Annotated in this window: 23 protein-coding genes and 2 pseudogenes; 10 read left to right on the top strand and 15 right to left on the bottom strand. The window is 74.6% G+C overall.

Annotated elements, in window-relative coordinates; all coding sequences use genetic code 11:
* Window positions 1-72: 72 nt before the first annotated feature.
* Entirely contained in the window at window positions 73-1,134 is a 1,062-nt protein-coding gene (locus ACGF1Z_RS01590) for a nitrous oxide reductase family maturation protein NosD (protein ID WP_392998702.1), read from the bottom strand.
* Between the two features lie 396 nt (window positions 1,135-1,530).
* Here ACGF1Z_RS01590 and ACGF1Z_RS01585 point away from each other — a divergent pair, with 396 nt between their 5' ends.
* The 4 genes from ACGF1Z_RS01585 to ACGF1Z_RS01570 all read left to right on the top strand — a co-directional run bounded on the left by ACGF1Z_RS01585 (window position 1,531) and on the right by ACGF1Z_RS01570 (window position 4,869).
* Window positions 1,531-2,064 (top strand): sortase, encoded by a 534-nt coding sequence (locus ACGF1Z_RS01585; protein ID WP_392998700.1) that lies wholly within the window; start codon window positions 1,531-1,533, stop codon window positions 2,062-2,064.
* A gap of 76 nt (window positions 2,065-2,140) precedes the next feature.
* Window positions 2,141-2,812: a class F sortase gene (locus ACGF1Z_RS01580; RefSeq protein ID WP_392998698.1), complete on the top strand. Its 672-nt coding sequence runs from the start codon at window positions 2,141-2,143 to the stop codon at window positions 2,810-2,812.
* Between the two features lie 368 nt (window positions 2,813-3,180).
* Window positions 3,181-3,879: a ribonuclease H gene (locus tag ACGF1Z_RS01575; protein WP_392998696.1), complete on the top strand. Its 699-nt coding sequence runs from the start codon at window positions 3,181-3,183 to the stop codon at window positions 3,877-3,879.
* A 264-nt stretch (window positions 3,880-4,143) separates the two neighbouring features.
* Window positions 4,144-4,869, top strand: coding sequence for a GNAT family N-acetyltransferase (locus tag ACGF1Z_RS01570; RefSeq protein ID WP_392998694.1), 726 nt, complete (start codon window positions 4,144-4,146; stop codon window positions 4,867-4,869).
* 31 nt (window positions 4,870-4,900) lie between these two features.
* Here ACGF1Z_RS01570 and ACGF1Z_RS01565 read toward each other — a convergent pair whose 3' ends face one another.
* From ACGF1Z_RS01565 to ACGF1Z_RS01550, 4 genes are all read right to left on the bottom strand, one after another.
* Entirely contained in the window at window positions 4,901-5,296 is a 396-nt protein-coding gene (locus ACGF1Z_RS01565; RefSeq protein WP_392998692.1) for an STAS domain-containing protein, read from the bottom strand.
* A 218-nt stretch (window positions 5,297-5,514) separates the two neighbouring features.
* Entirely contained in the window at window positions 5,515-6,444 is a 930-nt protein-coding gene (locus ACGF1Z_RS01560; RefSeq protein WP_392998690.1) for a universal stress protein, read from the bottom strand.
* A gap of 197 nt (window positions 6,445-6,641) precedes the next feature.
* Window positions 6,642-8,282: an FAD-dependent oxidoreductase gene (locus ACGF1Z_RS01555; RefSeq protein ID WP_392998688.1), complete on the bottom strand. Its 1,641-nt coding sequence runs from the start codon at window positions 8,280-8,282 to the stop codon at window positions 6,642-6,644.
* Between the two features lie 60 nt (window positions 8,283-8,342).
* Complete coding sequence (locus ACGF1Z_RS01550) at window positions 8,343-9,257, bottom strand: diiron oxygenase (RefSeq protein WP_392998686.1); 915 nt, start codon at window positions 9,255-9,257, stop codon at window positions 8,343-8,345.
* A gap of 627 nt (window positions 9,258-9,884) precedes the next feature.
* On the opposite strand from ACGF1Z_RS01550, the pseudogene ACGF1Z_RS01545 reads away from it, so the two are divergent.
* Window positions 9,885-10,763: pseudogene (locus ACGF1Z_RS01545) on the top strand (sigma-70 family RNA polymerase sigma factor); the annotation flags it as partial.
* Between the two features lie 207 nt (window positions 10,764-10,970).
* Here ACGF1Z_RS01545 and ACGF1Z_RS01540 read toward each other — a convergent pair.
* Window positions 10,971-12,527, bottom strand: a complete 1,557-nt coding sequence (locus ACGF1Z_RS01540) for a serine protease (protein ID WP_392998684.1) — start codon at window positions 12,525-12,527, stop codon at window positions 10,971-10,973.
* 132 nt (window positions 12,528-12,659) lie between these two features.
* Between ACGF1Z_RS01540 and ACGF1Z_RS01535 the strand changes: the two genes are divergently transcribed.
* Window positions 12,660-13,625, top strand: coding sequence for an RNA polymerase sigma factor (locus ACGF1Z_RS01535; RefSeq protein WP_392998682.1), 966 nt, complete (start codon window positions 12,660-12,662; stop codon window positions 13,623-13,625).
* Window positions 13,606-14,652 (top strand): CU044_5270 family protein, encoded by a 1,047-nt coding sequence (locus ACGF1Z_RS01530; protein ID WP_392998680.1) that lies wholly within the window; start codon window positions 13,606-13,608, stop codon window positions 14,650-14,652. The genes ACGF1Z_RS01535 and ACGF1Z_RS01530 overlap by 20 nt, the downstream gene beginning before the upstream one ends.
* Here ACGF1Z_RS01530 and ACGF1Z_RS01525 read toward each other — a convergent pair.
* Complete coding sequence (locus ACGF1Z_RS01525; RefSeq protein WP_392998678.1) at window positions 14,597-15,853, bottom strand: MFS transporter; 1,257 nt, start codon at window positions 15,851-15,853, stop codon at window positions 14,597-14,599. The genes ACGF1Z_RS01530 and ACGF1Z_RS01525 overlap by 56 nt on opposite strands.
* 388 nt (window positions 15,854-16,241) lie before the next feature.
* On the opposite strand from ACGF1Z_RS01525, the gene rpmG reads away from it, so the two are divergent.
* Window positions 16,242-16,406: a 50S ribosomal protein L33 gene (rpmG, locus tag ACGF1Z_RS01520; protein ID WP_376627882.1), complete on the top strand. Its 165-nt coding sequence runs from the start codon at window positions 16,242-16,244 to the stop codon at window positions 16,404-16,406.
* A 151-nt stretch (window positions 16,407-16,557) separates the two neighbouring features.
* Here rpmG and ACGF1Z_RS01515 read toward each other — a convergent pair whose 3' ends face one another.
* On the bottom strand, window positions 16,558-17,463 hold the full coding sequence (locus ACGF1Z_RS01515) for an arginase family protein (protein WP_392998676.1): 906 nt from the start codon (window positions 17,461-17,463) through the stop codon (window positions 16,558-16,560).
* A 410-nt stretch (window positions 17,464-17,873) separates the two neighbouring features.
* Here ACGF1Z_RS01515 and ACGF1Z_RS01510 point away from each other — a divergent pair.
* Both ACGF1Z_RS01510 and ACGF1Z_RS01505 read left to right on the top strand, forming a co-directional pair.
* Window positions 17,874-18,296: pseudogene (locus ACGF1Z_RS01510) on the top strand (discoidin domain-containing protein); the annotation flags it as partial.
* Window positions 18,297-18,302: 6 nt separating this feature from the next.
* Entirely contained in the window at window positions 18,303-19,100 is a 798-nt protein-coding gene (locus ACGF1Z_RS01505) for a chitosanase (protein ID WP_393000266.1), read from the top strand.
* 93 nt (window positions 19,101-19,193) lie between these two features.
* Here ACGF1Z_RS01505 and ACGF1Z_RS01500 read toward each other — a convergent pair whose 3' ends face one another.
* The 7 genes from ACGF1Z_RS01500 to ACGF1Z_RS01470 all read right to left on the bottom strand — a co-directional run bounded on the left by ACGF1Z_RS01500 (window position 19,194) and on the right by ACGF1Z_RS01470 (window position 26,284).
* Window positions 19,194-21,449, bottom strand: a complete 2,256-nt coding sequence (locus ACGF1Z_RS01500) for a protein kinase (protein WP_392998673.1) — start codon at window positions 21,447-21,449, stop codon at window positions 19,194-19,196.
* 109 nt (window positions 21,450-21,558) lie between these two features.
* Window positions 21,559-21,891, bottom strand: a complete 333-nt coding sequence (locus ACGF1Z_RS01495) for a hypothetical protein (RefSeq protein ID WP_392998671.1) — start codon at window positions 21,889-21,891, stop codon at window positions 21,559-21,561.
* Between the two features lie 9 nt (window positions 21,892-21,900).
* Window positions 21,901-22,161: a DUF6296 family protein gene (locus ACGF1Z_RS01490; RefSeq protein WP_392998669.1), complete on the bottom strand. Its 261-nt coding sequence runs from the start codon at window positions 22,159-22,161 to the stop codon at window positions 21,901-21,903.
* 102 nt (window positions 22,162-22,263) lie between these two features.
* Complete coding sequence (locus tag ACGF1Z_RS01485) at window positions 22,264-23,058, bottom strand: hypothetical protein (protein ID WP_392998667.1); 795 nt, start codon at window positions 23,056-23,058, stop codon at window positions 22,264-22,266.
* Window positions 23,042-24,274 (bottom strand): hypothetical protein, encoded by a 1,233-nt coding sequence (locus tag ACGF1Z_RS01480; protein WP_392998665.1) that lies wholly within the window; start codon window positions 24,272-24,274, stop codon window positions 23,042-23,044. Before ACGF1Z_RS01480 ends, ACGF1Z_RS01485 begins: the two co-directional genes overlap by 17 nt.
* Window positions 24,275-24,424: 150 nt before the next feature.
* Window positions 24,425-25,246 carry an N-formylglutamate amidohydrolase gene (locus ACGF1Z_RS01475; protein WP_392998663.1) on the bottom strand — a complete coding sequence of 274 codons (822 nt, stop codon included), beginning with the start codon at window positions 25,244-25,246 and terminating at the stop codon, window positions 24,425-24,427.
* A gap of 66 nt (window positions 25,247-25,312) precedes the next feature.
* A complete protein-coding gene (locus tag ACGF1Z_RS01470; RefSeq protein ID WP_392998661.1) occupies window positions 25,313-26,284 on the bottom strand; it encodes an aldo/keto reductase family oxidoreductase in 972 nt (323 codons plus the stop codon).
* Window positions 26,285-26,394: the final 110 nt, after the last annotated feature.

Genomic DNA, 26,394 nt, shown 5'->3' with positions numbered 1-26,394 from the left:
CTGTGCCTTTGCTGTCGTGCCGAGCCGGTTCCGGCAGGCGGGTGAATGAGGGGCGGGGAGGACGTCGCGCGGTCAGCACAGACCCGCGGGCTCGGAGACGCGGCAGGTGTTGCCGCGGAAGGTGTTGCCCGTTCCCGCGAGGTCCCGGTTGGCCAGGTCGGCGCTGCCGTTGCGCAGCACCACGTTGTCGCGGATCTCGTTCCGCTCGCTGACGACGCCCACGAAGCTCTTGAAGAGCACGATCCCGCCGGACAACGGCGAGCTGCCCACGTTGTCCACGACCCTGTTGCGTGCGACGACGGTCTCCTCCGCGCCGGTCAGGACGATGCCCGAGCCCTGCAGGGCCGGCAGCCGGGGGGTCTTCGGGCAGAGCTTGTTGTTGTCGTGGATGTTGTTGCGGCGCACGCTCATCGCGCCCGCCCGGGGTGCGGACTCGTCGCCCACGACGAACACGGCGGCACAGTTGCCGCTCGCCTCGTTGCGCTCGACGGCGAGATTGCGCAGCCGTCGGACCGTGATGCCGATCCGGTTGCCGGTCACCCGGTTCTCGCTGACCCGGGTGCCCATCGTGTCGGCGGCGCCCTGCTCCTGGTCGAGGGTGTTGCCCAGGAACAGGCCGGCGTCGCCGTTGTCGCGGGCGATGTTGCGGAGCACCGTGCTGCGTACGGACCTCTCCTGGGCGATGCCCCAGGTGCCGTTCCTCTCGGCGATCACCTGCTGGACCTTCAGCCGGTCGGTCCACGAGGCCCACAGCCCGTTCCTGGCGAAGCCCCGGAGGGTCACCGAGCGCACGGTGACGCCCTCGACGGGGTGTCCGTCGGTACCCGTCACGCAGATGCCGTTGCCCGCCTTCGCGCAGGTGTCGGTGCCGGCGCCGGGCTCCAGGACGGTCGGCAGGCCGCCCGCGCCGCGCAGGGTCAGCCCTGAGGTGGTGATCCGGACGCTCTCGCGGTAGGTGCCGGGGGACAGGACGATCGTGTCGCCCGGCCTGGCGGCGTCGACGGCCTTCTGGATGGACCCCCCGGGCATCACCCGGTGGATCGAGCGGCTCTCAGGTGGCGGTGCGGCGGCACCCAGCCCCGTGGCGGCGAGAGCGGTGGCGCACGCCAGGAGGGCGATCTGTCGTCTGGTCATATCGCGAAGCTATGAGCGCGGGTTCCGCCCCGCCACCGGTGATCGCCCGGGTGGGCCGGGGCCGATCGGGGTGTCCACCGTCCCTCCCCGGCCCGGGGACCCCCGACGCGGGAAGCCGGCCGCGGGGAGCCGGTCGCGGGGAGCCGGCCTCTCCCTCGGGCGTACGGTGAAGTCCGCCTCGCCCGTTCGCACCTGAGGCTGCGTCATATGTGACGGACCGTGGTCACCGCTGTGACCTGCGGCGACCGGGCGAACGGGGGCCGAGGAGCACCCGTCCGGCGGACAACCGGGGGCGGTCCTCGCGTTGCGGTGATCACCGGCCGGCCTTTCCCTCGTGCATGGAGCACAGCACCCTTCCGGCAGACGAGCCGGCGGGCTCCGCCGAAGGAGAGATGCATGATTCCCGCACGTACCGCTCTGCAGGCCGTCCTGGTCGTGGGAACCCTGGTCCTGTCCGGCCCCGCGGCCCTCGCCGCCGCCGCGGAGCCCGCGGTCGGAGGGGCTGCAGGCGACGCCCGGATCTTCCCGGCCAAGGCAGCCCCCGGCACCACCGTCACCGTCACCACGTCCGCGTGCGGCAAGGAGACCTACGGCAAGGGCGAGTCGGAGACGGCCGGCCAGTTCCACCTCTTCCAGGGCGAACGGCCGGGCACCCTGGTGGGGACCTTCCAGGTGCCCGAGGACGCCGCCTCGGGCACGGACACGGTGACCCTCAAGTGCCCCCCGCGCATCAAGCAGACGGTGACCTACCAGGTCTCCGGCCGGCCGAACGGCGCTGTGGACGCCGGTTACGGCTGGGCCGCGGCGGCCGAGCAGACGGACTCCTCGGACGGTCAGCTCGTCCTCGGCGCGCTGCTCCTCGGCGGCGCCGTCGCGGGCGGAGCGATCCGCATGCGCCGGCGCGCCACGAACGCCAGGCCCTCGGCCTGACCGTGCGGCCCTCCCCGGACCCCTCCGCACGAGGGCGGACGGGGAGGGCGCCGGTTCGAACGAAAGCATCCTCGACATGACGCAAGGCACCGCGCGACGGGGCACCGGCACGACGCCGCGGCGCACCCCCTCGTTCGGCGCGGTCGGCTGGACGGCCCTCGCCGGCCTGCTCCTCGTCGCCCGGGCGCTGGGCGACGGCCCGGTCGACTCGTCGACCGCCGCGCACGCGCGCCCGCCCGTGCCGCGCACCGCCCCGCAGGCCGGTGCGGACCACCCCGCGGCACGCCCCCTGCCTCCGTCGGACCCGGTGAGCATCAGGATCCCGGACATCGGGGTGGCCGCCGAGCTGACAAGGCTGGGGCTCGATCACCGGGGCCGGCTCCGGCCGCCCCCTGCCTCGGCCGCCGCCCGCGCCGGCTGGTACGCCGACGGCACCGCTCCCGGCGCGCGGGGTGCGGCCGTCGTGACCGGCCATGTGGACAGCCCGTCCGGGCCGGCCGTCTTCTACCGGCTCGGGTCGCTGACCCGGGGCGCCGAGATCGACGTCGACCGCGAGGACGGGCGGACGGCGGTGTTCACGGTCGACGCGGTGGAGGTCCACGCGAAGAACGCCTTCCCCGACGACCGGGTGTACGGCCCGTCCGGGCGTCCGGTGCTGCGGCTGATCACCTGTGGCGGGTCCTGGCGGAGCGGCTCCGGGTACGACGCCAACGTCGTCGTGTACGCGACCCTCACCGCGGCGGAATAGCCCGCGGCCCGCCGCCGTGCGGCCCGCCGCCCCGGCCGCCCTCGGGCAGAAGGCCTGCTGCCCCGGCCGCTGCCGTGCCGGGGGACTGCTGCCCTTTCGCGGGTCGGCCGCCCTGCCAGGGGCCTGCCGCCGTCCTGGAGGCCTGTCGCCCTGCCGGGGGACGCTGCCGGGCCGGAGGCCCCGACGTCCTGGCCGAGGCCCGTGCCCAGCCCGAGTCCGCCGTCCGGCCGGAGTCCGCCGTCCGGCCGGGGCCGCCGTCCGGCCTGAGGCCTGGCCCGCCGCCCCGCCGGCAGGTGCGGGCGATGCACCGTCCGGCCCCGCCCCGCGGGTGGTCGTCGGCGGGTGTCCGGGCATGTCAGGATCGAGGGATGACAGAGAAGATCATCGCGGCGTGCGACGGCGCCTCGAAGGGCAACCCCGGGCCCGCCGCCTGGGCCTGGGTCATCGGGACCGAGAGCGGCGAGGTCGCCCACTGGGAGGCCGGGCCGCTCGGCACCGCGACCAACAACGTGGCCGAACTGACCGCGCTCCTCCGGCTCCTGGAGCGCCTCGACCCCGCGGTGCCCGCCGAGGTGCGGATGGACTCGCAGTACGCGATGAAGGCCGTCACCACCTGGCTCCCGGGCTGGCGCCGCAAGGGCTGGAAGACCTCGGCCGGCACTCCGGTCGCCAACAAGGACCTCGTGGTGGCCATCGACGCGCTCCTGTCCGACCGGAGCGTGGAGTTCGTCTACACCCCCGCCCACCAGGTCGACGGCGACCCGCTGAACGATGCCGCCGACCGTGCGGCCAGCCACTCCGCCCGCAGTCAGGAGCCCGCCGGGTCCGCCGCCGGCTCGCCGCTGCCCCCGCCCGAGACGGCTGCCGCGCGCCCCGCTGCCAAGCGCCCCGCGAAGGCCGCCGGCGCCGCCCGCCCGCGGCGCTCGGGCGGCGGCTCCTCCGGGCCCTCCCTGAAGGCCCGTTTCCCCGGACGGTGCCGCTGTGGACAGACGTACGGGAAGGGCGAGACGATCATGAAGAACTCGACCGGCTGGGGCCATCCGACCTGCGCGGATGCCGATTCCTGAGGGGGGTCGCAGGGGGTCGCTGGGCTGAACGGGGGATCGGGGTAAACCGGACATTCACCTAGCTGTGTGCACGGGTTCGTGTGGGGTTCTGTTCTCGGAGCCCTCGGGGCTGCATACTGTTCCTCCCGCCACCGATGGCGAACCGTTTCACTTGCCCTTTTCCTCATGGGCGAAGCGGTCGGCACCGGGCCGGGAACCCCTCCCTTTCATCCTCGCCGTGATCCGGCGTGCGATGACCCCTGCCCGTGAAAGACCCGAGGTCCCGTGCCAGTACCTGTAGTCCTTACCGGGCGCACCGTGCGTCTGGAGCCGCTGGCCATGCGCCACGCCGAGGGCATTGCCTGGGCGGGTGCTATGGATCGTGCAGCGTATGCCTACACCTCCGTGCCCCACGGCCTTGACGCCTCCTGCGACTACATCGCCCGTGCCCTTGCCGAACAGGCGCAGGGCCGGGTGCTTCCCTTCGCCCTGGTCCATCCCCATACCGGCCGGGTCCTCGGGTCCACACGCTTCCTGGAACTCGACTACTGGCGGGGGCCGGTCGTCTGGCCGCCGGTCACGGGCGTGCCCTACGGCGATCCGCTGACCTCGGTTCCGGACGCCGCGGAGATCGGGAACACCTGGATCTCCAGCGAGGCGCGCGGCACCGGGGTCAACACGGAGGCCAAGTACCTCATGCTGCGGCACGCGTTCGAGAGCTGGGGCGTCCGGCGGATCTCGATGCGGGCCGACGCGCGCAACACCCGCTCCCGGGTCGCGATCGAGCGTCTCGGCGCCACCTGTGAAGGGGTGCGCAGGGCCCACTCGCGGGGCCTCGACGGCATCGTCCGGGACACCGCGTTCTACTCGATCCTCGACGAGGAGTGGTCGGCGGTCCGCGGCATCATCGAGCTCCGGCTGCCGGGCATGCGGCCGCCGGCGGTGCACCCGGGGGCGTTCCCCGGCGGGACCCTCGAGCACGGCGGGGCGGGTGAGCTGCTGCCCGCCTGAGCCCGGGTGACCGGCCCCGGCGGCTGCCCGGTCATACCGGCAGCCGCCCCGGCCGGGCCGTCCGCGGTCCCGGCGGGTCGCCGCTCCCCTGCGGCGGGGCGGGCGGCGAGGGCCGCAGGAGGTCCTCCAGCGCGGCCAGCCGCACCAACCGCAGGATCATCGGCTGCTCGCACACCAGGCCCCACTCCGCGCCACGGTCCCGCACGCGCTGTGCGCAGCGCACCAGAAGCCCGAGCCCGGAGGCGTCGCAGAACGTGACGTGGCGCAGGTCGACGGTGAGCGCGGGCGCCTCGCGGGCCAGCACGTCGAGTTCGGGCCGGACGCGCTGCACCGTCACCAGGTCGAGCTCTCCGTACAGCTCGACCGTGGTGATGCCGTCGCTCGACCGGACGGCGAGATGCGGATCGCCGCGTCGGATCAGATGCATGGACACGCTCCACTGGATCGGTCCCCGTGTGTCGAGGTTGGCGCCCTCTACCGAGGCAGACACGTTTCTCCACAACCGCCATCACCCGAAGAGGTGAACAGGGCGCATTCCCGCCCGCCCGGGCCACCGCGTACCCCTGATCTGCCCGCGGGGTGCCGGGGTGCCGGGGTGCCGGGGTGCTGCGGTGCTGGGGTACCGGGGTACCGGGGTGGCGGTGCTCAGGACTTCTCCGTGCGCCGGGCCGGCGGCACGACCGCCACCGGGCAGGCCGCGTGGTGCAGCACGGCATGGGCGACCGAGCCGACCAGGAGCGTCTCGACCCGGTGCCGGTGATGGCGGCCCACGACCACCAGCCCCGCCTCCTGGGAGTCCTCCACCAGACGGCCCGCCGCGTCGGCGGGGGTGACGGCCTGGACGACCTCGACCTCCGGGTGGCGCTCGGCGAAGGGGCGCAGCCGCTCCTCCTGGCGCCGAATCGCCGACTCGGCCAGCTCCGGCGTCTCGTCCGGCAGCGGCGGCGGCACCTGGAGGGCGGGGGCGGGCGCGCCGATCAGCAGGGCGGGGGAGGGCGGCACCGGATACGCGGTCACCACCTCCAGCGGCGCCCCCCGCCGCCGGGCCGCCTCGAAGGCGAAGTCGACGACCTCGTCGGCGGTCTCGTCGACGTGCAGCCCGAGCAGCACCCTGCCGGCCGCCGCGCCGCTCTGCAGCGAGGCGGCGCGCGCCTCGTGCGGGACCACGACCACCGGGCAGGGCGCCGAGGAGGCCAGGGCGCGGCTGGTGGACCCCAGGAGGAGGCTCGCGAAGCCGCCCCGTCCGCGTGAGCCGACCACGAGCAGCCGGGCGTCCCGCGCCGCCTCGGTGAGGGCGTCGAGGACGGAGCCGTCCAGCGAGGCGTACCGCACGTCGAGCCCCTCGGCGCGCGGCCCCACCTGGGCGGCGAGCGCGTCCACGACGGTGTCCGGGATCTCGGGCGTTCCCCCGAGCGAGGCGATCCGCGCACTGCCGACTTGCAGGGCATCGGACCGGACATGGGCCACGGTGAGCGGCGCCTCCAGGCTCCGCGCGACCCGCAGCGCCCAGTCGAGGGCACGCGCACTGTGCTCGGAACCGTCGTAACCGACCACGACAGCAGATGTGTCACTCATGCCTGGCACTCAATCGGGATCGCCCGCCCGCATCCCGGAGCCACGCCGGGAGGCAGTCGATCATCGCGGGCGAGGCCGTACGGAAGGGGGCGCGGGGCTGACCCCGCGCCCCCCTGGACTCCCGTCCGCGTGCCCGTCGGCCTCCGGCGGCCGACGACCCCCGCGGGGCCGCCCCGCCGTGGCCGCGGCTCCGCCGGTCAGCGGAGCAGTCGGCGGCGTCCTCGTGCGGCGGCGACCAGTTCGGGCAGGGTGCCCAGCTTCACCCGGGGGCGGCCGGACTCCTCCCCGCGGGCGCGTTCGGCCCGGTCGATCGCGGCGAGGCCACGGGCGTCCACCACGGTGCGGGCCCGGCCTCGGGCGAGCCGGTCGAACGCCCGGGCGCTGCCCGTCGGCACCGGGAGCGCGCCGTCGACGGCGTCGGCCAGCAGGGTGCCCACGGTCTCGGCGGCGCAGGTGCGGTTGGCGCCGATGCCGCCGGAGGGGCCGCGCTTGATCCAGCCGACGACGTACGTGCCGGGGTGGCCCTCGACCCGCCCGTTCGCGTGAGGGACCGTGCCGGTCCCCTCGTCGAACGGCAGCCCCGCCACCGGGAGTCCGCGGTAGCCGACGGCCCGCAGGACCAGGCCGGCCGGGATCTCGGCGGGCCCGCCCCCGCCCGTCACGCGCACCGCCCCGTCGAGGATCTCCTCGGGAGCGGAGTGGAAGCGGAAGACGATGCGCCGCTCGGGCCCCGGCCGCTGCGCCCAGTCCACGCGGTCGCGCACCGCCCCGCCGAGCAGGGCCGCCTTCTCGTGCGGCGCGGCGGCCTCCACGGCCGTCCACACGCGCGGATCGTGGTCGTCGACGACCACGCGCACCCCCGGCATCCGGCCCAGCGCGAGGAGCTCGGGCGCTGTGCAGGAGAGAGCCTCCGGCCCGCGCCGTGCCAGCAGCACCACCTCGCGTACCGCGGAGGCCCGCAGCGCGGCGAGCGCGTGGTCCGCGATGTCGGTCGCCGCCAGCGTCCCGGGGTCCGAGACCAGGATGCGGGCGACGTCCAGGGCCACGTTGCCGGTGCCGACGACCACGACCCGCTCCGCGCCCGACAGGTCGACGGCGTCCGGCGCGACCTCCGGGTGCGCGTTGTACCAGGCGACGAAGGACGTCGCCGCGACACTGGCCGTCCGGTCCTCGCCCGGGATGCCCAGACGCCGGTCGGTCGCCGCGCCCACCGCGTACACGACGGCGTCGTGGTGCGCGGCCAGTTCCCCGGCCGTGACGTCCGTGCCGACGTCGACGCCGAGGTACATGCGCACCCGGGGGTGGGTGTGGAAGCGTGCGAAGGTGTCGCCGATCCGCTTGGTCGCGGGGTGGTCGGGTGCCACGCCGTAGCGGACGAGACCGCCCGCCACCGGCAGCCGGTCGACCAGCGTCACCTCGGCGTTGGTGTGCAGCAGCAGGTCCTCGGCCGCGTACATGCCCGCCGGGCCCGTGCCGACCACGGCGACCCGGAGCGGCCCGAAGTCCGACGGCAGCGAGCGCGCGAAGGACGGCGCGCCCCACGCGTGGAAGGTCGGCCCGTCCTCCGGGGCCGGCCGGGGGCCGCGCTGCTCGTAGTAGGCCGCGTTGAGGGCGGCGTAGGGCTCCTGCCCGACGGCGAGGGAGTCCGCCGGGAAGATCGCGTCGACGGGACAGGCGTCGGCGCAGGCACCGCAGTCGATGCAGGACCTCGGGTCGATGTAGAGCATCTCGGTGCGGCCGAAGTCCGGCTCGTCGGGCGTCGGGTGGATGCAGTTGACCGGGCAGACGGCCACGCAGGTGGCGTCGTTGCAGCAGGTCTGGGTGATGGCGTAGGTCATGGCGTCGTCAGCTCGCGGGCTCCGGTGAGGGGCGGAAGGGGTGCCGGGGCGGGGCGGGGGTCAGATGAGATGGGCGCGCCGGTAGACGGCGACGGCCGGACGGGTCAGCAGCCCTGCCGAGGCGAGGAACTCCATCAGACCCGAACAGCTGGACCGCATCAGGGACTTGTGGTGCTCGTTGGCCCGGGCCTCGGCCAGCGCCCGCTCGGTGTCGAGACCCGCGTTCGCGTACACCTCGCGGTTCACCATGCTGGTCACGATGAAGTACGAGGCGATCGAGACGACGAGCGCCTGCACCTGGCGGCGCAGCGGGCCGGCCTTGCGCAGCCGGGCGCGGGTCTCCTCGCGGGCGAACTTCATGTGCCGCGACTCCTCGACGACATGGATGTTGTTGATCGTGCGGACGAAGGGCACCACCCGCTCGTCGCGCATCCAGTCGCGCTGCATCACGTCGAGGACCTCCTCGGCCACGAGGATCGAGGCGTACGCGGCCTCGCCGACGGCGAGCGTCTTGAAGGCCCGGCCGAGTTCGCGGACGAAGCGCGCCGGGCGGTAGGCGGGGGCGCCGAGCTTGGCCGCCCCGCGGCCGAACATGATCGAGTGCCGGCACTCGTCGGCGACCTCCGTCAGGGCCCACTGGAAGCGCGGGTCGGTCGGGTCCTTGGCGTACATGTCGCGCAGCACCATCTGCTGCAGGATCATCTCGAACCAGATGCCGGTGCTGGCCACCGACGCGGACTCCTGCCGCGTCAGTTCCTTGCGCTGGGCCTCCGTCAGCTCCTGCCAGTAACGCGTGCCGTAGAGGGTGCTCCACTCGGGGCTCATCCCGTGGAAGTCCTCGTCGAGCGGGGTGTCCCAGTCCACCTCGGTGGCGGGATCGTAGGAGAGCTTGGCCGACGACTCCAGCAGCCGGCGGGCCGCGTCGCGCTCGGGCTGCCGGGCCTGGTCCGCCGGCCGGACGGTGCTGCTTGCCATGGTGCGGCTCCTTCGAGGACCTCGAGGGCGGGGAACGGACGCGCTTGTTAGACACCATGTCTAGCAAGCTATTGGACGGACCGTATAGCAAGACGGGGCGCTCGCCTACCCGTGGGTACCGAATTCCTCACCGCGGCACCGCGATCGCCGGCGGACGCCGTCGTGACCGACAGCACGGAGAGCGCCGAGGGGCACGTCGCGAGCTCCGCAGCCGTGGACGGCGAGCCGCGCCTTGTGGGCCCCGCCGTCCGCGGCTCCGCGGGCGGGGTCCGCGACCTCCTCGCCCCGAGCTCGTCGAGACCGTCGCCTCGGGACGGTGCCGGGCGCACGAGGAGGTGCCCGCCGCCTGCCCGCACCGGACGGCGGCACCGCGGGACGGTTCGCGCCCCTCCCGCACATGCGGCGTCCTGCTCGCCCCCGGCCTCGTCCGCCTCGCGTACGAGACCGCCCTCGGCGGGCGCCGGACGCGCCACAACTCCGTCGGGCGGCGCAGGGGCCCGGAACGAGGCCGCACCGGAGCCCGCCGGCGGCTCTGCCACCACCGGGCGACCCCCGTCCCGGAGGGCTGAACAGGCGTGCTTTCATGAGGCGTTCACGGGGTGGGGCAACCGGGGGAGTGGCCAGGACATGATCACGACGGACGACGGCGGCGTGCTGACCGAGCGGTTCGAGCGGGACCGCGGGCATCTGAGGGCGGTGGCCTACCGCATGCTCGGCTCCCTCGCCGAGGCCGACGACGCCCTTCAGGAGGCGTGGCTGCGCGCGAACGGCGCCGGGATCGCCGGCGTGGAGAACCTCGGGGGCTGGCTCACCACCGTCGTGTCCCGCGTCTGCCTCAACATGCTCAGGTCGCGCGACCGGCGCCGGGAGGACTTTCTGGAGGACCGGCCGGGCGAGCCCGGCGCCGACCTGCCCGGGCGGGATCCCGAGGAGGAGGCGCTGATGGCCGATTCCGTCGGCGTCGCCCTCCTCGTCGTACTCGACACCCTCGGGCCCGCCGAACGCCTGGCGTTCGTCCTCCACGACATGTTCGGCGTGCCCTTCGAGGACATCGCGCCGATGCTGGAGCGCACCCCGGCCGCCGTGCGGCAGCTCGCGAGCCGGGCCCGCCGCCGGGTCAGGGGCGGCACCGTGGTCGCCGCCGAGGCCGACGCCGTCCGCCGCCGGAGCGTGGTCGAGGCCTTCCTCGCCGCGACGCGCGGCGGGGACTTCGAGGCGCTGGTGGCCCTGCTTCACCCGGACGTCGTCCTCCACGCCGACCGGATGGTCGTACCGACGCCCGAACCGGTCGTCGTCTCCGGCGGCCGCACCGTGGCACAGGGCGCCATGGCGGCCGTGGGCCGCGCCCGCTTCACCGGCCTGGCGCTCGTCGACGGGTCCTTCGGCCTGGCGATGGCGCCGCAGGGCCGCCTCCGTGTGGTGCTCACCTTCGACGTGACGGACGGTCTGATCACGGCGATCGAGGTCGTCGCGGAGCCGGAGCGGCTTCGCGCGATGCAGATCGCGGCGCCGGAGCCGGACCCGGACGGCCGGGTCGAGCCGGACCCGAAGGGCCACGTCGACCCGGACCCCGACGCGAACGAGGGCGCACCGGAGCCCGACGCGGAGCGCGGAGAACCCGAGTCCGACGCGGAGGACGGCGCACTGGACCCGACCAGGTGAGGCACGGGTGGAGCAGGTCCGCGAGCTGCTCCACCCGCGTCACGGGGAAGGTCAGCGGACCCGGGGCGTTCCGGCCCCCGTGCCGAACGCGTCGACATGGGTCTGCGTCAGGGTGTTGCCGAACACGTCGGTGAGCTCGGCGCGCAGGGACACCGTCCGCCCAGGGCCCGGGGCCGTGAGCGCGAAGACCCCGTCCGTCACCCGGGCCGGGACCCAGGTGGCGCCCCGGTCCGTGGACACGGACACCGCGAGAGACCTGACTCCCGACCGCTCCGCGGCGCCCTGCACCGACACCCCCACCCGTGTCGTGCGCAGCGGCGGGACGGTGCCGTCCGGGCCGAGGCCGGGGGCGAACCGGACGATGCCGAGAGGGAGTTCCGTCGGGGACCCGGTCGCCGCCGAGACGAAGGTCCAGGTGGCCGTGACCCGCCCGACGGGCCGGATCGCCGTGGTCGACAGCCGGTAGGAGGCGCGCCCGGCGGGCACCGTGAACGAGGCGTGCCCCGGCGTGCCGCGCCGGGTGCCGACGAGCACGCCGTCGCGGTGCAGCGTGGTCGTGGCGCCGAGGTGGAGCGGCGCGGACGGCACATGCCCGTCGCCGTCGGCGAGCAGCGGCAGGGCGAGGTCGAGCGAGTCGCCGTCGCGCAGGCCCGGCGGCGGGGCGCTGGGGGACGGGTCCAGGGCCGGCCCGAAGACCGGGCCGTCGAAGGTGTGGACGGTGGTGGTGCCGGCCCGGAGCTCGATGCCCAGGGCCAGGTAGCGGTTGGCCACGACCGTCTCCGGCTCCGACGGCGCGCTGTACGTGACGTCCCAGGTGCCGCGCTCGGGCGTGACGAAGAAGGTCACGGCACCCGGCACGGGCTCCGCCAGGGCGAGCGCGGGGGTCGGGCCGGGAGACGGGGCCAGGTCGACGAACCCGTAGCCCGGGCCGCAGGCCGGCGCGGCGGCGCGCACGACGAGCGTGGCGAGGTCCCCCGGTGCGGGACGCCGTACGAGACGGGTCGGTGCGCGGTCGGACGAGAAGGCGTACCCGAGGACGTACCGGCCCCGTGCCCCCTCCCAGTAGGTGTCGACCCAGGACCGGACGGACCCCGGCTCCGCGGCGGGACCGAGGTGCGCGACCCTGAGCTCCGGCGTGGAGCGCACCAGGTTCGCCAGGGCCGTGGCCCCTTGGTAGGTGACCTCGACGAAGGAACCACTGTGCGAGAACGTGGCGCTCGCGTCCGGCGGCCGCACGTCGACCGGAGCGGTGGTGCGCGCGTCGAGCACCACGGTCGTGTCACCGTCCACGTCCAGGCGCGGCTGGACGATCCAGTCCTTGCCGTCGATGGCGCTGTCCAGCAGGTAACGGCCCCTGGGCACCCGGACGGTGACGGTGCCGGACGGATCCTCCGGCGTCAGCGTGGTCCCGGCGAGCGCGCCCGAGAGGCCGGTGAGATGAGTGACGTGTCCGGCGGTCGGTGCGCCGTCGCGCCCGAGGTGGACGAGCCTCAGGGCGTACGTCTCCGCGCCCCGCGCGGCGGCGGTCGCGGTCGTGGACAGGCAGGCGCCGGCGGCGACGGCGAACCCGCGCAGTACGGTCCGCCGCTTGGTCGGGTGATCGTTCATGACCTGCACTGGTCGGTCCGGCCGGCCCCGTTCCCGTGACCTGCGCCACAGCGGCCGCGCAGGTCGGTGAGTGTGGCGGGCGTCACGGGAACCCGCTCGAACCGGCGGTCAGTACCCAGTGTGCAACCAGCTATGAGAGATCGTTTCCGTGCGGGGGACCCCGCGGCGCTCGGCGAGGCGTACGACGAGCACGCGCAGGTCCTCCACCGGTATGCGCTGCGGGTGTGCGGCGACCGGGCCGCCGCCGAGGACGTGGTGTCGGCCGCCTTCCTGGAGGCCTGGCGCTGCCGCGGCCGCCTGCTCCCCGACGGCGGCAGCCTGCGGCCCTGGCTGCTCGGCATCACGACCAACATCCTGCGCGGCCAGGCGCGTGAGACCCGCCGCCGCGACGCGGCCTTCGCCCGGCTGGCCGACCGCGGCGTGCTCCCCGACTTCACCGACGACGTGGTCACCCGGCTGTCCGACGCCGAACGGCTCCATGCGGCCCGCACTGCCCTCACGCGCCTGCGCCGCCGCGACCGCGAGGTCTTCGCCCTGGTGGTCTGGGCCGGTCTCGACTATGCGGCGGCCGCGGAGGCCCTCGACATCCCCGTCGGCACGGTCCGCTCCCGCCTGTCGCGGGCGAGGGACCGGCTGCGGACCTTGGCGGAGGCGGAGCTCCGCGCGAGGTACCGCACGGGCGCGCGGGGAGCACCCGGAGTTCCTCGGGGAGGCGGCTCCGACTCCGCGGGCGCCTCGCACTCCAGCACGGTCGGCCACTCGAAGAACTCGGAAGGACGCGCTTTGCCCGCGCGCGCCGCGCCCGCCACGGCTGCGGCGGCCCACGCACCCCCCGCCGAAGCCGCCGGTGGCCGCGCGTCCGTCCCCGTCGGCCCCGCCGCCGTCGCGGGCAGCCGGCCCGCGCCGGCGGCCGCGAACGCGCCCCCCACTCCCACCCCCGTCCCGGCGCGGCGGGACGCGCAGTCATCCCCACCCTCACCCCCGTCCCGGCAGTCATCCCCACCCTCACCCCCCGTCCGTTCAGTCACCCCCACCCCACCCCCGCCTCTGCCCGCCGACCCGCCACGGAGAGCCCGCTGTGAAGTCCCCCGCCGATGACGCCCGCCTCCGCGCCGAACTCGCCGTCCTGTTGCCGCCCCCCGAGGTTCCGGACCTGAGTCCGGAGCGGCGTCTGGCGCTGCGGCGCGAGGTGCTGAGCGCCGCTCGGGCCCGGCCGCGTCGGCGCGTCCCGCGGTTCGCGGTGCCCGCCGTGGGCGGTGCCGTCGCCGCCGGACTCGTACTCGTCGTGCTCGCCGGCGAGTCCCCGGCGCCGCCCGCTCCGCGGGCGGACGTCGTCGCCGCGCCGGACGCCGGTCAGGTGCTGGGCCGCGCGGCGCTCGCGGCGGCCGCCACGCCGCGGACGGCGGTGCGACCCGAGCAGTTCGTCTACATCGAGAGCCTGGTGGCGTACGTCGGACGCAGGGCGGACGGCGGCCCCGCGAGCCCGCCCGCGGCGGCGCACCGTCGGCAGGTGTGGCTGTCCGCCGGCGGCACCCGGCAAGGGCTGCTGCGCGAGACCGGGGCGCCGGACACGCCGCTCGACGTCAGCGGTCCCGTGGAGCGGCTGGCGCACCGCGGGGCCACGCCCGAGCCCGGTGTCCTCGGCCCCGGGGCACCGTCGATCGCGCGACCGACGCACGCGTACGTCTCGGCGCTGCCCACCGACCCCGAGGTCCTGCTGCGGCTCGTCTACGCCCAGACGCGGCCCCCGGCCGACGGGGACCCGCACCAGCGGGCGTTCACCGCCATCGGCACGCTCCTCGCGGAGACGTGGGCGCCGCCGAGCGTGACCGCCGCGCTCTACGAGGCCGCGGCGCGGATCCCCGGGACCACGGTCCTGGGGTCCGCGAAGGACGCGGCGGGGCGCGAGGGCGTGGCCGTGGCCCGGGCGGCGGGCGGTGAGCAGACCCAGTGGGTCTTCGACCGGTCCACCTCTGCGTTCCTCGGCGAGCGCACCGTGCTGACGCGCGCCACGGCCGCGGGTCCGGCCGGTACGATCCTGGGCAGTTCGGCCGTGCTCGCGAGAGCGGTCACGAACCGGCCCGGGGAACACCCGCCGGTGGTCTCGACGACGCCGCTACCGTGAGCGTGCCGGACGCCGGGTGCGCCCGCCGCGCCCGGCGGACGGCGAGTGGGGCGGCGAGCCCGGTGAGGGCGAACAGCGCCCCGGTGACGTACCAGCCGGGGCGCCCCCAGCCGATGCAGAGCGCGATGAGCAGGGCCGGGCCGAAGCCCTCAGCGAGTCCGGCGCCGAGGCCGAACACGCCGAGGTACTGCCCCGTCGCGTGCTCCGGAGAGAGCGCGAAGGAGAGTTCGAAACCGGCGGCGGCGTGCCACAGTTCACCGATCGTGTGCACCACCACCGCGGTGAGGACGAGCGTCACGGCAGCCCAGGCGGGCGTTCCGGCCGCGAGCGGGACGAGCGCACAGGACACCAGGAAGGCCAGGCCCGCCCACCGATACGCCCGTGCCCCGGCGGCGGGGGAGTCGATGCCGCGGCCGACCCGCACCTGCAGCACGATCACCAGGGCGGTGTTGACCAGCATGGTGCCCGCGATGAGCCCGCGCGGCGCGCTCGTCGCCTGCACCAGCCACAGCGGGATCGCCACGGTCAGCACCTTGAACTGGATGGACATGACGCCGTCGACCGCGGTGAGCAGCAGGTAGGGGCGGTCCCGCAGCGCGATCCAGCGTGGCCCGCCGACAGCGGGCACGGGGGGCACGGGTGGCAGCAGGACGAGGAGGGCCGCCGAGGCGGCGAAGGCGACCGTGTTGCCGACGACCAGCAGCTGGTACGCCGAGAGGGTGCCGGCCTGCACGGTCCAGCCCGCACCCAGCGCGCCCAGCGAGATGCCGACGTTGGTGACGGCGCGGAGGTACGCCCGGAACTCCTGCGGGCGCTCACCGCCGTGCCGCCGGATGATCGGACTGCGCGCGGCGAGACCGGCGGTCTGCGCGGCCGTGGCCGCGCAGACCGTCAGGAGGAACACCCACAGCCGGTCCGCCAGCAGGAACCCTCCGGTCGCCGCCGCGCGCACCACGAGCGTGACCGCGTACACGCCGCGCGCCTCGCGCCGGTCCGCGAGATGTCCGGCGGTGATCCCCACGACGAGGGACACGAGCCCGGCGGCGCCGAGCCCGAGACCCACGTGCGCCGCCGGGAGGTGCATCGCCTGGGTGAAGTACAGGACCCCGGCGGTCAGATAGAGCCCGCTGCCCATCGTGTTCACCAGATTGGAGGCGGCGATGACGCGCTGCGGTCCGGTGTCCGGCACGAGTGAGGGCATGAGGGGTCTCCGCATCCTGGGCGCACGTAAGGGCCCCTCAAGCTTGTTGCACATTACTCGCAACAGCAAGAGGTTTGCGGAGGGCCCTTGTTGAGTGCCCGTCAGCCACCTGAGCCCGACGGCACCGCGTTGCGCCACGCGGTCACGTCCAGGGTCATGCACGTGCTGGGCGAGCCCTCTCGGGAGAAGCCCTTGACGGTGACCAGGCCCCATGTGACCGGTGCCGGGGCCGGTAGCGGGGGTGCGAGCGGGCCGGGATACCTGCCGGAGGAGTGGTCCCGGAAGGGTCGGAACGGGAGGGAATGCGACGGCGGGGTCCCCTGTTACACGCATCGAGGCTGGCATGGCCGAGTCAAAATGATCTCGGACCGCGGCCGGAAGGAGCACCATGTCCCGTACCACCCAGCGCCCCGTGGTCACCCTCAGGTCCACCGCCGGCACCGGCGTCACCTACGTGACCCGCAAGAACCGCCAGAACGACCCCGACCGCATGGTCCTGCGCAAGTACGACCCCGTCGTCGGCGCCCACGTCGAGTTCCGCGAGGAACGCTGACCCGATAGCGGCGGCCCGCCCGGGCCGCCCGTGACCCCGGCCGCCTCGCCTCACCGCGCGGGCGACCGGGGTCGGGGCGCGTCAGGAGCACACCTTCCGCACTCCTGCCCCCGTACCGCGCCCGCGTGCTCCCGCCGGTGCCGGCCGGCCGTCAGCCGTCGGCGAGGGCCGCGACGACCAGGTCGGTGAGCAGGGCCCCGGCCGTGCCCTCCGGGTCGAGGTCGGGATCGTAGATCGTGACGTTGAGCCCGACGCAGCGCGGCGAGCGGACGAGCGGCCGGAGCAGCGCCGTCAGCTCGTCCGGCAGCAGTCCGTCCGGATCGGGGCTGTCGACCGCCGGCATCACGGTGGGGTCGAGCACATCGGCGTCCAGGTGTACCCAGAAGCCGTCCAGGGCCGGGGTCTCCAGACTCACGGCGGTCGCGGCGCCGAGCGCGCCCGGGCCCCAGGCGCGCAGTTCGGAGACGGTCACGACGGAGATCTTCAGCGCCCGCAGCTGGACGACCTCGGGATCCTCCGCGTAGGCGTCACGGGTGCCGAACGCGCGGACGTCCTCGTCCCGGAGATAGGGGCGCAGGCCCTCCAGGTCGGTCAGGTCGCTCTGACCGCGGCCGGTCGCCAGGGCCAGCTCCTCGCCGCCGGCGGCACCGATCCGGTCGGAGTTGTCCGGGTTGCGGAAATCGGGGGAGGCGTCGACGGACGCGAGGCCGTAACGGCCGAGCCGGCGCAGGGCGAGCGCGGCCCCCAGCTGGATGGAGCAGTCGCCGCCGAGGACGAGCGTGAAGTCCCCTGCCGACACGTGGCGTTCGATCCGGTCGGCGAGCCGGACGGTGTACGTCGCGAGGGCGGACGCGTGGAAGACTCCGTCGCCCTCCTGCCAGTCGCCGCGGTCGTACCGGGGCGGCACGACCACCCCGCCCTCAGCCGCCCCCAGCCGTCGCACGATCCCGTTCTCGCGCAGGGCCCCGGCCAGCTTGTAGCAACCGGGCACGGTGCCGGGGGCGGGTGGGCGCAGGCCGAGGTTGGACGGTGCGTCGATGACCACGATGTTCCGCATGCGGGCCATCCTCGTGGCACCGGCGCGCGCCCGCAACGGACTTGGGAACGGGCCCCCCGGCGTACGCGAGAGCCGACACGCCGCGCGGGCAGACGGGTCCGCGCCGCGCCCGCGCCCCCCGGTGACGCTGCGCCGCCCCGCCGCCGGTGCGTGAGCACGGCACTCCACCGCGCCCCGCCCGCCGGTGCGTGACCGCACGGAACCCCACCGCATCCCGCCGCCGGTGCGTGACCGCACCACGCCCAGCCGGGCCGGAGCCGGAGGCGGCCCGAGCCTCCGGCGCCCTTCGGGAAACGCCTCAACTCCCTTTGCTGTCGGCCCTCTTGCGCGCCCTCTGGGCGGCCCCTAATCTCGCCCCCAGTGAAAGTTAGGAAGCTTTCCTATTAGTCTCTTCCAGAAAGCGGAGTGACATGCCCCCCACCATCAACGCGCTTCGGCGCCACCGCACGGCAGCCCTCGTCGCCGCCGTGGCCACCGGTCTGCTGGTCCCCGCGCTCTCCGGTCTCACGCCCGCCGCCGCGGCGGCCGGCAACCTCGCCCAGGGCCGGCCGGTCACCACGTCCTCCACGGAGACCACCACCTTCACCGGCGCCAAGGCCGTCGACGGCTCGACCACCACCCGCTGGGCCAGCGCGGAAGGCGTCGACAACCAGTGGATCCGGGTCGATCTCGGCGCGGGCACCGCCGTCAAGCGGGTCGTCCTCACGTGGGAGGCCGCCTACGCGAAGTCCTACCGCGTCGAGGTCTCCGACGACGGTTCCAGCTGGCGCCGGCTCTACGAGACCACCACCGGCGACGGCGGCACCGACGACCTCACCGTCGACGGCACCGGCCGCTACCTGCGCGTCTTCGGCACCCAGCGCGGCACCCCGTACGGCTATTCGCTCTGGGAGGTCGAGGCGTACGGCACGGGGTCGACCACCCCGCCCTCGACCGGCAAGAACCTCGACGACCCGGCCAAGAAGGAGGTCGCCATGAAACTGGTGTCCTCCTTCGAGAACTCCTCCCTCGACTGGCGCGCCCAGTTCGCCTACATCGAGGACATCGACGACGGCCGCGGCTACACCGCCGGCATCATCGGCTTCTGTTCCGGCACCGGCGACATGCTCGACCTCGTCGAGCGGTACACCGCCAAGAAGCCCGGCAACCCGCTCGCGTCCTATCTGCCCGCCCTGCGCAGGGTGAACGGCACCGACTCCCACCAGGGTCTCGACCCCGGCTTCACCGGCGCCTGGCGCCAGGCCGCCCAGGACGCGGTCTTCCAGCAGACCCAGGAGGAGGAGCGCGACCGGGTCTACTTCAACCCCGCGCTCTCCCAGGCCAAGGCGGACGGCCTGCGTGCGCTGGGGCAGTTCGCGTACTACGACTCCGCCGTGATGCACGGCGAGGACGGGTTCCGCTCGATCCGCCAGGTCGCCCTCTCCCGGGCCCTCCCGCCGTCCCGGGGCGGTGACGAGAAGGCGTATCTCAACGCCTTCCTGGACGCGCGCGAGGAGGAGATGCGCAAGGAGGAGGCTCACAGCGACACGACGCGCGTGAGTACCGCCCAGCGCCGCTTCCTCAACGAGAACAACCTCGATCTCAACACCCCGCTGTACTGGAGCGTCTACGGAGAGGCGTTCTCCCTCACCGGCTGACGCGGCCGCCCACGGCACGGCGGCGGTACGGGGCAGTCCCCCGTACCGCCGCCGCGGCGTCTCGTACCGGCCCCGTGGCAGCGGGCCCCGGCGTCACCGCCAGGCCGGGTGGCCCTCCGGCGCCGTACCGGTCGTGACCCGCCGCTCGCCCGTGCCGTCCGCCCGGACCGCCCAGATCACCGGCTTCTCGTACGGCCCGCGCACGAAGGCCAGCCACGTGCCGTCCGCCGACCACGCCGGGTCCATCTCGTGCTCCGCCGTCCTGACCAGCGGCCGGTCCCCGGTGCCGTCGGCGCGGACCAGGCGGATGTCGCCGCGCGTGGCCCCCTGGTAGGTCCCGGCGGTGTACGCGAAGGTCCTGCCGTCCGGCGACCAGACGGCGTCCAGTGCCGGATGCGGCAGCCGGGTCACCTGCCGGGGCTCCTTGTCCGGGTTCGACGGATCCACGACGTGGATCTGCCAGTCGCCCGGGGCCGAGGCCTCCAGCGAGACCGCGATCCGCGAACCGTCGGGCGACCACGACGGGTCCTCCACCCGGCCGGTTCCGTGGGTGAGCCGCCGGACCGTACCGTCGGCCACCTTCACCTCGAACAACTGCTGCACGCCGTCCTGCTTCCGCAGCACCGCGAGCCGGGTGCCGTCCGGAGACCACGACACCCGCCCGCCCGAGATCGCCGCCACCCGCCGCGCGTCGGAGCCGTCGGCCTTGGCCGTCCACACCGCCGTGCCCTCGGGCGTCGTGCGGGTGAACGCGAACGAGGCCCGGTCCGGCGCCCATTGCGGGAGGGTGTCGCAGGAGCCGCCCGGCACCAGCCGCCGCGGCTCGTCCTTCGTCGACGGGCGGACGGCGATCACCGCATGACATTCCCGCGGCCAGCCCGGCGCGGTGTCCTCCCGGACGAGGAGCTGGGTGTCCGGGAAGGCGGCGGGCCCGGCGACGGTCGACGACGTGCCGCCCCCAGGCTTCCTCCCGGTGCCGGGTTCACCCTTCCAGGGCTGCCACACGAGCAGTCCGGCGACGGCCGCGGCCGCCACGAGGGCGGCGACGACGGCCACCCGGCGGCGGGGCCGCGGCGCGGGGGAGGGGGCCGGAGGCCCGGCCGGCCCGCCCGGCGCGGGACCGTGCGGGGGCGGCTGCCCCGGTCCCGGGGACGTCGGCCGGGTGACCGGCACCGGCGGGTTCCCCGGCCCGGCGGCCGTCGGCTCGTCCGCCGTCCCGGGGCCCGGGACCGCGGTCGGCTCGCTCCCGGTCCCCGGCCCGGAGACGGACGTCCGCCCGCTTCCCGCGTCCGGCCCGGAGACCGGTGGCTGTCCGCCGCCGGCGAAGGGCCCGGAGACGGGCGGCGGGCCGTACGCCGCGCGCGGCCCGCTCGGGGCGGTGGGTTCGGGCGCGCCGCTCGCCGGCTCCGGCTCGACCGCCGTCGGTTCCGGGGGCGTCGGCGCGGGGGCGGACTTTTCCTGTGCGACCGAGGTGGTCGGCAGCCCCGGGGCGGTGCCGAGGAGACGCGTGGCGGCGTCCGGCAACCAGCCGCCGTCCGGCCGGTGGCGGACCGTCAGGGCGTCGAGGAAGGCCGCGGGGGTGGGGCGGGCCGCCGGGTCCTTCGCCAGGCAGGCGGCGACCGGTTCCCGCAGGGACGGGGGAACGGCGCCGAGGTCCGGCTCCTCGTGGACGACCCGGTAGAGCCAGCCCACCGACGAACCGTCGCCGAACGGCGAGCCGCCCGCCGCCTGGCTGAGCACCACCCCCAGCGCGAACATGTCGACGGCCGGGGTGATGGTGCCGGCCGTGAGCTGCTCGGGGGCGAGATAGCCCGGGGTGCCGACCTGGAGGCCGGTACGGGTGAGGGCCGCCGTGCCGTCCAGGGCGCGGGCGATGCCGAAGTCGATGACGCGCGGCCCGTCCTCGGCCACGATGATGTTGGCCGGCTTGAGGTCGCGGTGCACCACCCCGGCCCGGTGGATCGCGTCCAGGGCCTCCGCGAGACCGGCGGCGAGGACGGTGAGGCTGTCCTCCGGAAGCGCCCCCACCTCGTCCAGGACGGCCCGCAGCGTGGGCCCGGGCACGTAGGCGGTGACCAGCCAGGCCGGATGCCCGTCGGGATCCGCGTCGACGACCGGCGCCGTGTGGAAACCACCGACCTGCCGCGCCGCGGTCACCTCACGGGCGAACCGGCGCCGGAACTCGGGGTCGGTGCTCAGATCCGGCCGCACGACCTTGACCGCGACCGCCCGGCCTGACCGGGAGCGGCCGAGATAGACCACCCCCATGCCACCCTGACCGAGCCTCCCGACCAGCCGGTACCGGCCGTCGCCGACCGACTCCGGGTCCCCCGCCTCCAACGGCTTCATGCTTCCCCCTCACCAGACGTACTGTGCAGGCCTCTCCTACCAGCCACACGGTGTCCGGGTCGAGCACCACGCGGTCCGGGCGTCGAGAGCGGCCCGCGGCGACTCCCGCTCAGTCCTCCAGGGAGTGCTCCTCCCAGGTCTCGTCGTCGGGGTCGTACTCGGTCCGCGCGGACTCCCAGGTGGCCGAGGCCAGCTCCACGCCGGGCACGTCGCCGAGGAGGGCGATCGGGTCGATGAAGTGGGCGAGCGAACCGGACGGATCGAGGTCGATGGCCTCGACGGCCTGGGCGCGCTCCCCCTCGTCCATGTACTCGTCGTCCTTGACCTGGGCGAGCGCGGCGTCCTTGAGGGCCTGCTCGTCGGTGATCTCGGCGACGAGTTCGATGGTGACTCGCACGTAGCGCGGGCCGGACTGCTCGGATGCGGGTTCGATGGTGGTCATCCGCGAAGCTTAGGCGACGTCCGGAACCGCGTCGTCCGGGCCCTCGGGGAGCGGCCGGGCGATGACGCTCTCGGGAGGCTGCTGGTGTCCGCCCGAGGGGAGGACGCGAACCTCACCGCGGTCGCTTATCTCCGCGCGGACGATGCCGGACGGGTCGGCGTACACGGGATGGCCGCCGGGCCCGGATGCCGAGGTGCGCTCGACGATCAGGACGTCGCGGGCCGAGCCCGCCCCGCCGGAGAACACCAGTTCGTACCTGCGTGCGCTCACCTGGACAGTTTACGCCCGCCCCCGGACCCGCGGGCGGCTGCGGGCAGCGCGTGGGGCCCTCCGGGAGCGGCGGCCGGCCCGGCCGGGGCCCCGCACCGGCCCTCACGGACCGACGGGCGGCATCAGATCGCTCTCGCTGACCGTGTACGTCAGCGGCGGGTAGACGAAGTCCGTCTCCTCGTTCTCCCGGCGCCGCAGGCGGTAGAACTCGCGCCTCTGCTCCTCGTCGGCCGGGGTGAGGCGCGCCCCCTGCGGGAGGTAGGCATCGCCGTCGTGAAACCGCAGGAGGGTCTTCGACGTACGGAACGTCAGGCCGAGCCATTCGTTCTCGGGCGTCCGGCCGTGCCCCTCCAGAACGATCTTGTGCCGGAGACGCCGGTTCGACGCCACGGAGAAGGCGACGATGCCGTTGTGGACGAGGGGGATCTCGAACGTCTCGGCACCGGGACCCTTCGCGGCGAAGACCAGTTTCCTGGGCGGGCCCGCCTCGGGACGCCGGTAGCAGGAGAAGACGGCGATGAACGACTCGTCGGCCAGGTCGAGGGCCTGGTCGGAGTGGGCGCCCATGGTGGTGTACGCGTTCGTGTAGCACTCGATGAGGGCGTTGTCGAAACCGACCGGCAGCGCCGCGCGCTCCCGGATCCGCCGCGCCAGCCGTTCGTGCACCGGCCCGAAACGCTGCGGCGGACCGGCGTAACGGGTGGTGGTGCGCACGAGCGGCACACCGCCGGAAGCGTCGGTCCTGGTCAGGACACCCCCTCGGCGGCCCTTCCCCACGTCCTCCAGCCGAGCGGACGCGAAGAGTTCCTCGAAGGGATTCCCCTCGATCGACGAAGTGCAGGTGACGATCTCGTCCGCGATCCTGGATGCGGGGAGGTTCCTAGATTCGGGGGGCACGGTAGTCTCCCGTGTTCATGCTGAAGAGGAACCCGTCGCCGTAGTCGACGAAGGACGAGGTCGTGTTCTCCTCGGCGTACAGCCTGCGCAGGTCGCCCATGCCCTCCGCCGTGGGCGGCCCCAGCTCCACCAGGTCTCCCGCCACCTTGAGGAAGGTCCGGCCGTCCCTGTGCACGGCTTCCGCGTTCGAGCAGCGCACCACGTATCCCAGGCGGGTCGGGAGCACGTCGGGGTCCAGGGCCGAGGGCCGGATCTCGTGCGTGTACAGACGGTTGGTGGACAGCGGCATGAAGAACACCGAGCCGGGGTGGAGCGTCAGGGTGAACTGCTGGGGGAGCGCGGCCCCGTGGGGCCCCGCGGCCGGCTCCTTGAGGCGGAAGTGGAGCCTGGTCAGCGCGCTCGTCCCCTTCACGCCGTGGTCGAAGGCGTCATCGGCCAGGGGCTGCAGCCCGTCGAGCCGGTCGTAGAAGGTGCAGAAGGCCATGATGCCGTTGCCCGGCATGTCCTTGGTCTTGTCGGCGTGGGCCGAGATCCTGGCCTTGGACTGCTTGCGCTCCGGTGTGGCCCGGGAGTTGTGGTAGATCTGGGCGAGCACGTGATTCAGCGGCGCCTGGTCACGGAAGACGGTGGCCGCCTCGCGGTTGAGCTCCTCGACGATGTGCGTGTCGGTCGGGCGGAAACCCTCGGTCGGCCCCGAGAGGTTCGTGGAGCACCGGAGCAGGCGGAAGTGCAGGTCCTCCCCGCTCCGCGTGACGGGCGTCAGATAGATGCCGCTGCGCCGGGCCGTCCCGGGCTTGGTGGACTCCGTCAGGGACTGGAACGCGTGCTCCGCGCGGATCCGCCCGAAGTGATCGGCGTCGGGTCCGAAGAAGCGGCGGTAGTACACGCCGACGCCGTGGACGCGGAGGGGTACGCGGCCGACGTCGACGAGGGTCCAGGGACCGGCGGCATCCCCGGGACAGCCGTGCGACAGCTCCCGGATCACGAACACCCGGGCGGCCGCACCCAGGTGGCGGGGGTCGGTCCGGGCTATGTCGCCGCAGAGGTAGACGGTCTTCCGCGCGAGGTCGGACGCACCGGAGGCGAGGGCCTCCGGCGTGATCGTGGAGCCGAAGAAGTCCCGGATCGCGTCATGGTCGTGCAGGGCCGCCGGCGCGACCAAGAGGGTGTCCGCATCCTCGACGCGGGCTTCCGCCGGCTCCGTCGTGCGGTTCACACGGCACCTGCCTTTCAGGGAGTGTCGATGGTTTGGCCGGTCCCGGCCGTCCGCGGACCGGGCCGGGCCCGGAGGTCCGGCCCGTCGTGCCCGCCCCGACCGAGGCGCACGGTGCGGAGCGCGGCATGACGCCGCGGCACGGCCCCGTCCCTACTCGCTTGCGTCCGTCACCGCGTCGACCAGGGCGGCCAGCGCGACGCCCAGGGCCCGCGCCCCCGGTCCGGCCGGTCCGCCGGGCTCGGTCATGTACAGGTCCCGGCGGAGCTCCACCATGAGGGCGCTCACCCGGGCGTCCCGTCCGTAGTGCGCCAGTGGTACGTACGTGCCGGCGAACGGGCTGTCCATGCCCACCCCGCCGAAACCGGCGAACGCCCGCCGCGCCGCCGCCGGCAGCGCGGGCGGGGTGTGGAAGGAGTCCGTGCCGAGGCAGACGGGCGGCCGCGAGCCGTCGCCGTGCAGCTCGTACGGGAGCGCGGACGTCGGGTACGAGTGCACGTCGATGATCACCGCGCGCCCCGTCGCGGCGAGCCGCTCGTCGACGGCCCGCGTCATCGCCTCGGCGTACGGGACGAAGTACCGCTCCACGAGCGGTGCGGGATCGAATCCGGCCGGGCGCAGTTCGGCCCGGTGCGTGGTCCGGGTGTACACGGCGCCCATTCCTGCGGCGAGCATCTCCTCGCGCTCGTCCGGGAAGCGCTCGGGGTCGACGACCAGCCGCGAGAGCCGGTTGACGAACCGCCAGGGCGGAGTGGTGGCCGACGCCGCGGCCACGGCGGCGACGAGGTCCGTGTGCCCGTCGGTGATGTGGTCGAGCTCGCGTTCGAGCTCCGCGTCGCCCAGGAGGATGCCGGCGCGTACGTCCGCGGGGATCAGCCGGGACGCGTGCGGCACGTGGAGCAGGACCGGGGAGTCCGGGGCGCCGGCGAGCAGTTCGAAGGAGGGGGCGGCGGACGGCGAGGCGGGGTCGGGCATCGGGCGGGGCTCCTCGGGGTGGACGAACGGGCGCTGGAGAGGTCGGTTCGCTGCGGGGGCTCCCCGTTACGGCAGGGCGGCGCCGCGAGCCGTGACCCACAGGCGGTACCACTCCTCGTGGCCGAGGTCCGGGTCGCCGACGGCGGCGCCGCGGCAGGCGCGGATCCGGTCGGGGTTGGTGGTGCCGATGACCGGGGAGATCCGGGCGGGATGGCGCTGCAGCCACCACAGGACGACGGTCTCCGGGGTGGTGCCCCTGGCCTTGGCGAGCTCGGCGACGAGCTCGGCGGTGGCGTGCTCCTCGGGCGTCTGCTGCCGTCCGGTGTAGCGCCCCTGCGCCAGCGGGGCCCAGGCCTGGAGCGCGACGCCGTGGTGCAGGCAGTGTTCGACCGTGCCCGCGGGGAATCCGACACCGGCCGCGCCGGGCGTGTTGACCAGCACGCCGTCCTCCAGCCAGTCCCTGCGCAGCAGGCTCATCTCCAGCTGGTTCGCGGCCAGGGGCAGCTCCAGGTGCGCCTGGAGCCGGGCGATCTGGGCGGCGTTCATGTTGGAGACGCCGAACCGGCGCACGAGCCCCTGCCGGTGCAGCGACTCCAGGGCCTCCGCGATCTCGGCCGGGTCGGCGAGCGGGTCGGGCCGGTGCAGCAGCAGCATGTCCAGGGCGTCCGTGCGCAGCCGGGTCAGGCTCTCCTCGACCTTCCGTACGATCGTCGCCCCGCGCAGGTCGTAGACGCCGGGCCGGTCCCCGTCGGCGAGCCGGATGCCGCACTTCGACTGGAGCGTGATCCGCTCGCGCAGTCCCGGGGTGCGGGCGAGCACCTCGCCGAACACGGCCTCGGCCTTGCCGTGCCGGTAGATGTCGGCGTGGTCGAAGGCGGTGATGCCGCTCTCCAGGGCCGCCTGGATCGCCGCCTCGGCGGCGTCGACGTCGGCGGGGGAGTAGGGGCTGGGGTCCCAGCTGCCGCCGAGCCCCATGCAGCCGAGGAGGACCCGGTCGGTGCGGACAGCCGGGCGCGAGATGTCGGTCGTCGAGGTCACGGGCTCACCCTGTCACAGGCCGCCCGGCGTCAGAACGGGGAGCCCCGCGCCCGCGAGGGGGTTCCGGTACGGGGCGTGGGGCCGATGTGATCCCACCCACCCCACTCCTC

Source organism: Streptomyces sp. NPDC048018 (assembly GCF_043202995.1).
Taxonomy (GTDB): domain Bacteria; phylum Actinomycetota; class Actinomycetes; order Streptomycetales; family Streptomycetaceae; genus Streptomyces.
Note: the sequence above shows the minus strand (reverse complement) of the source record. Positions and strands in the feature narration are given on the sequence as shown.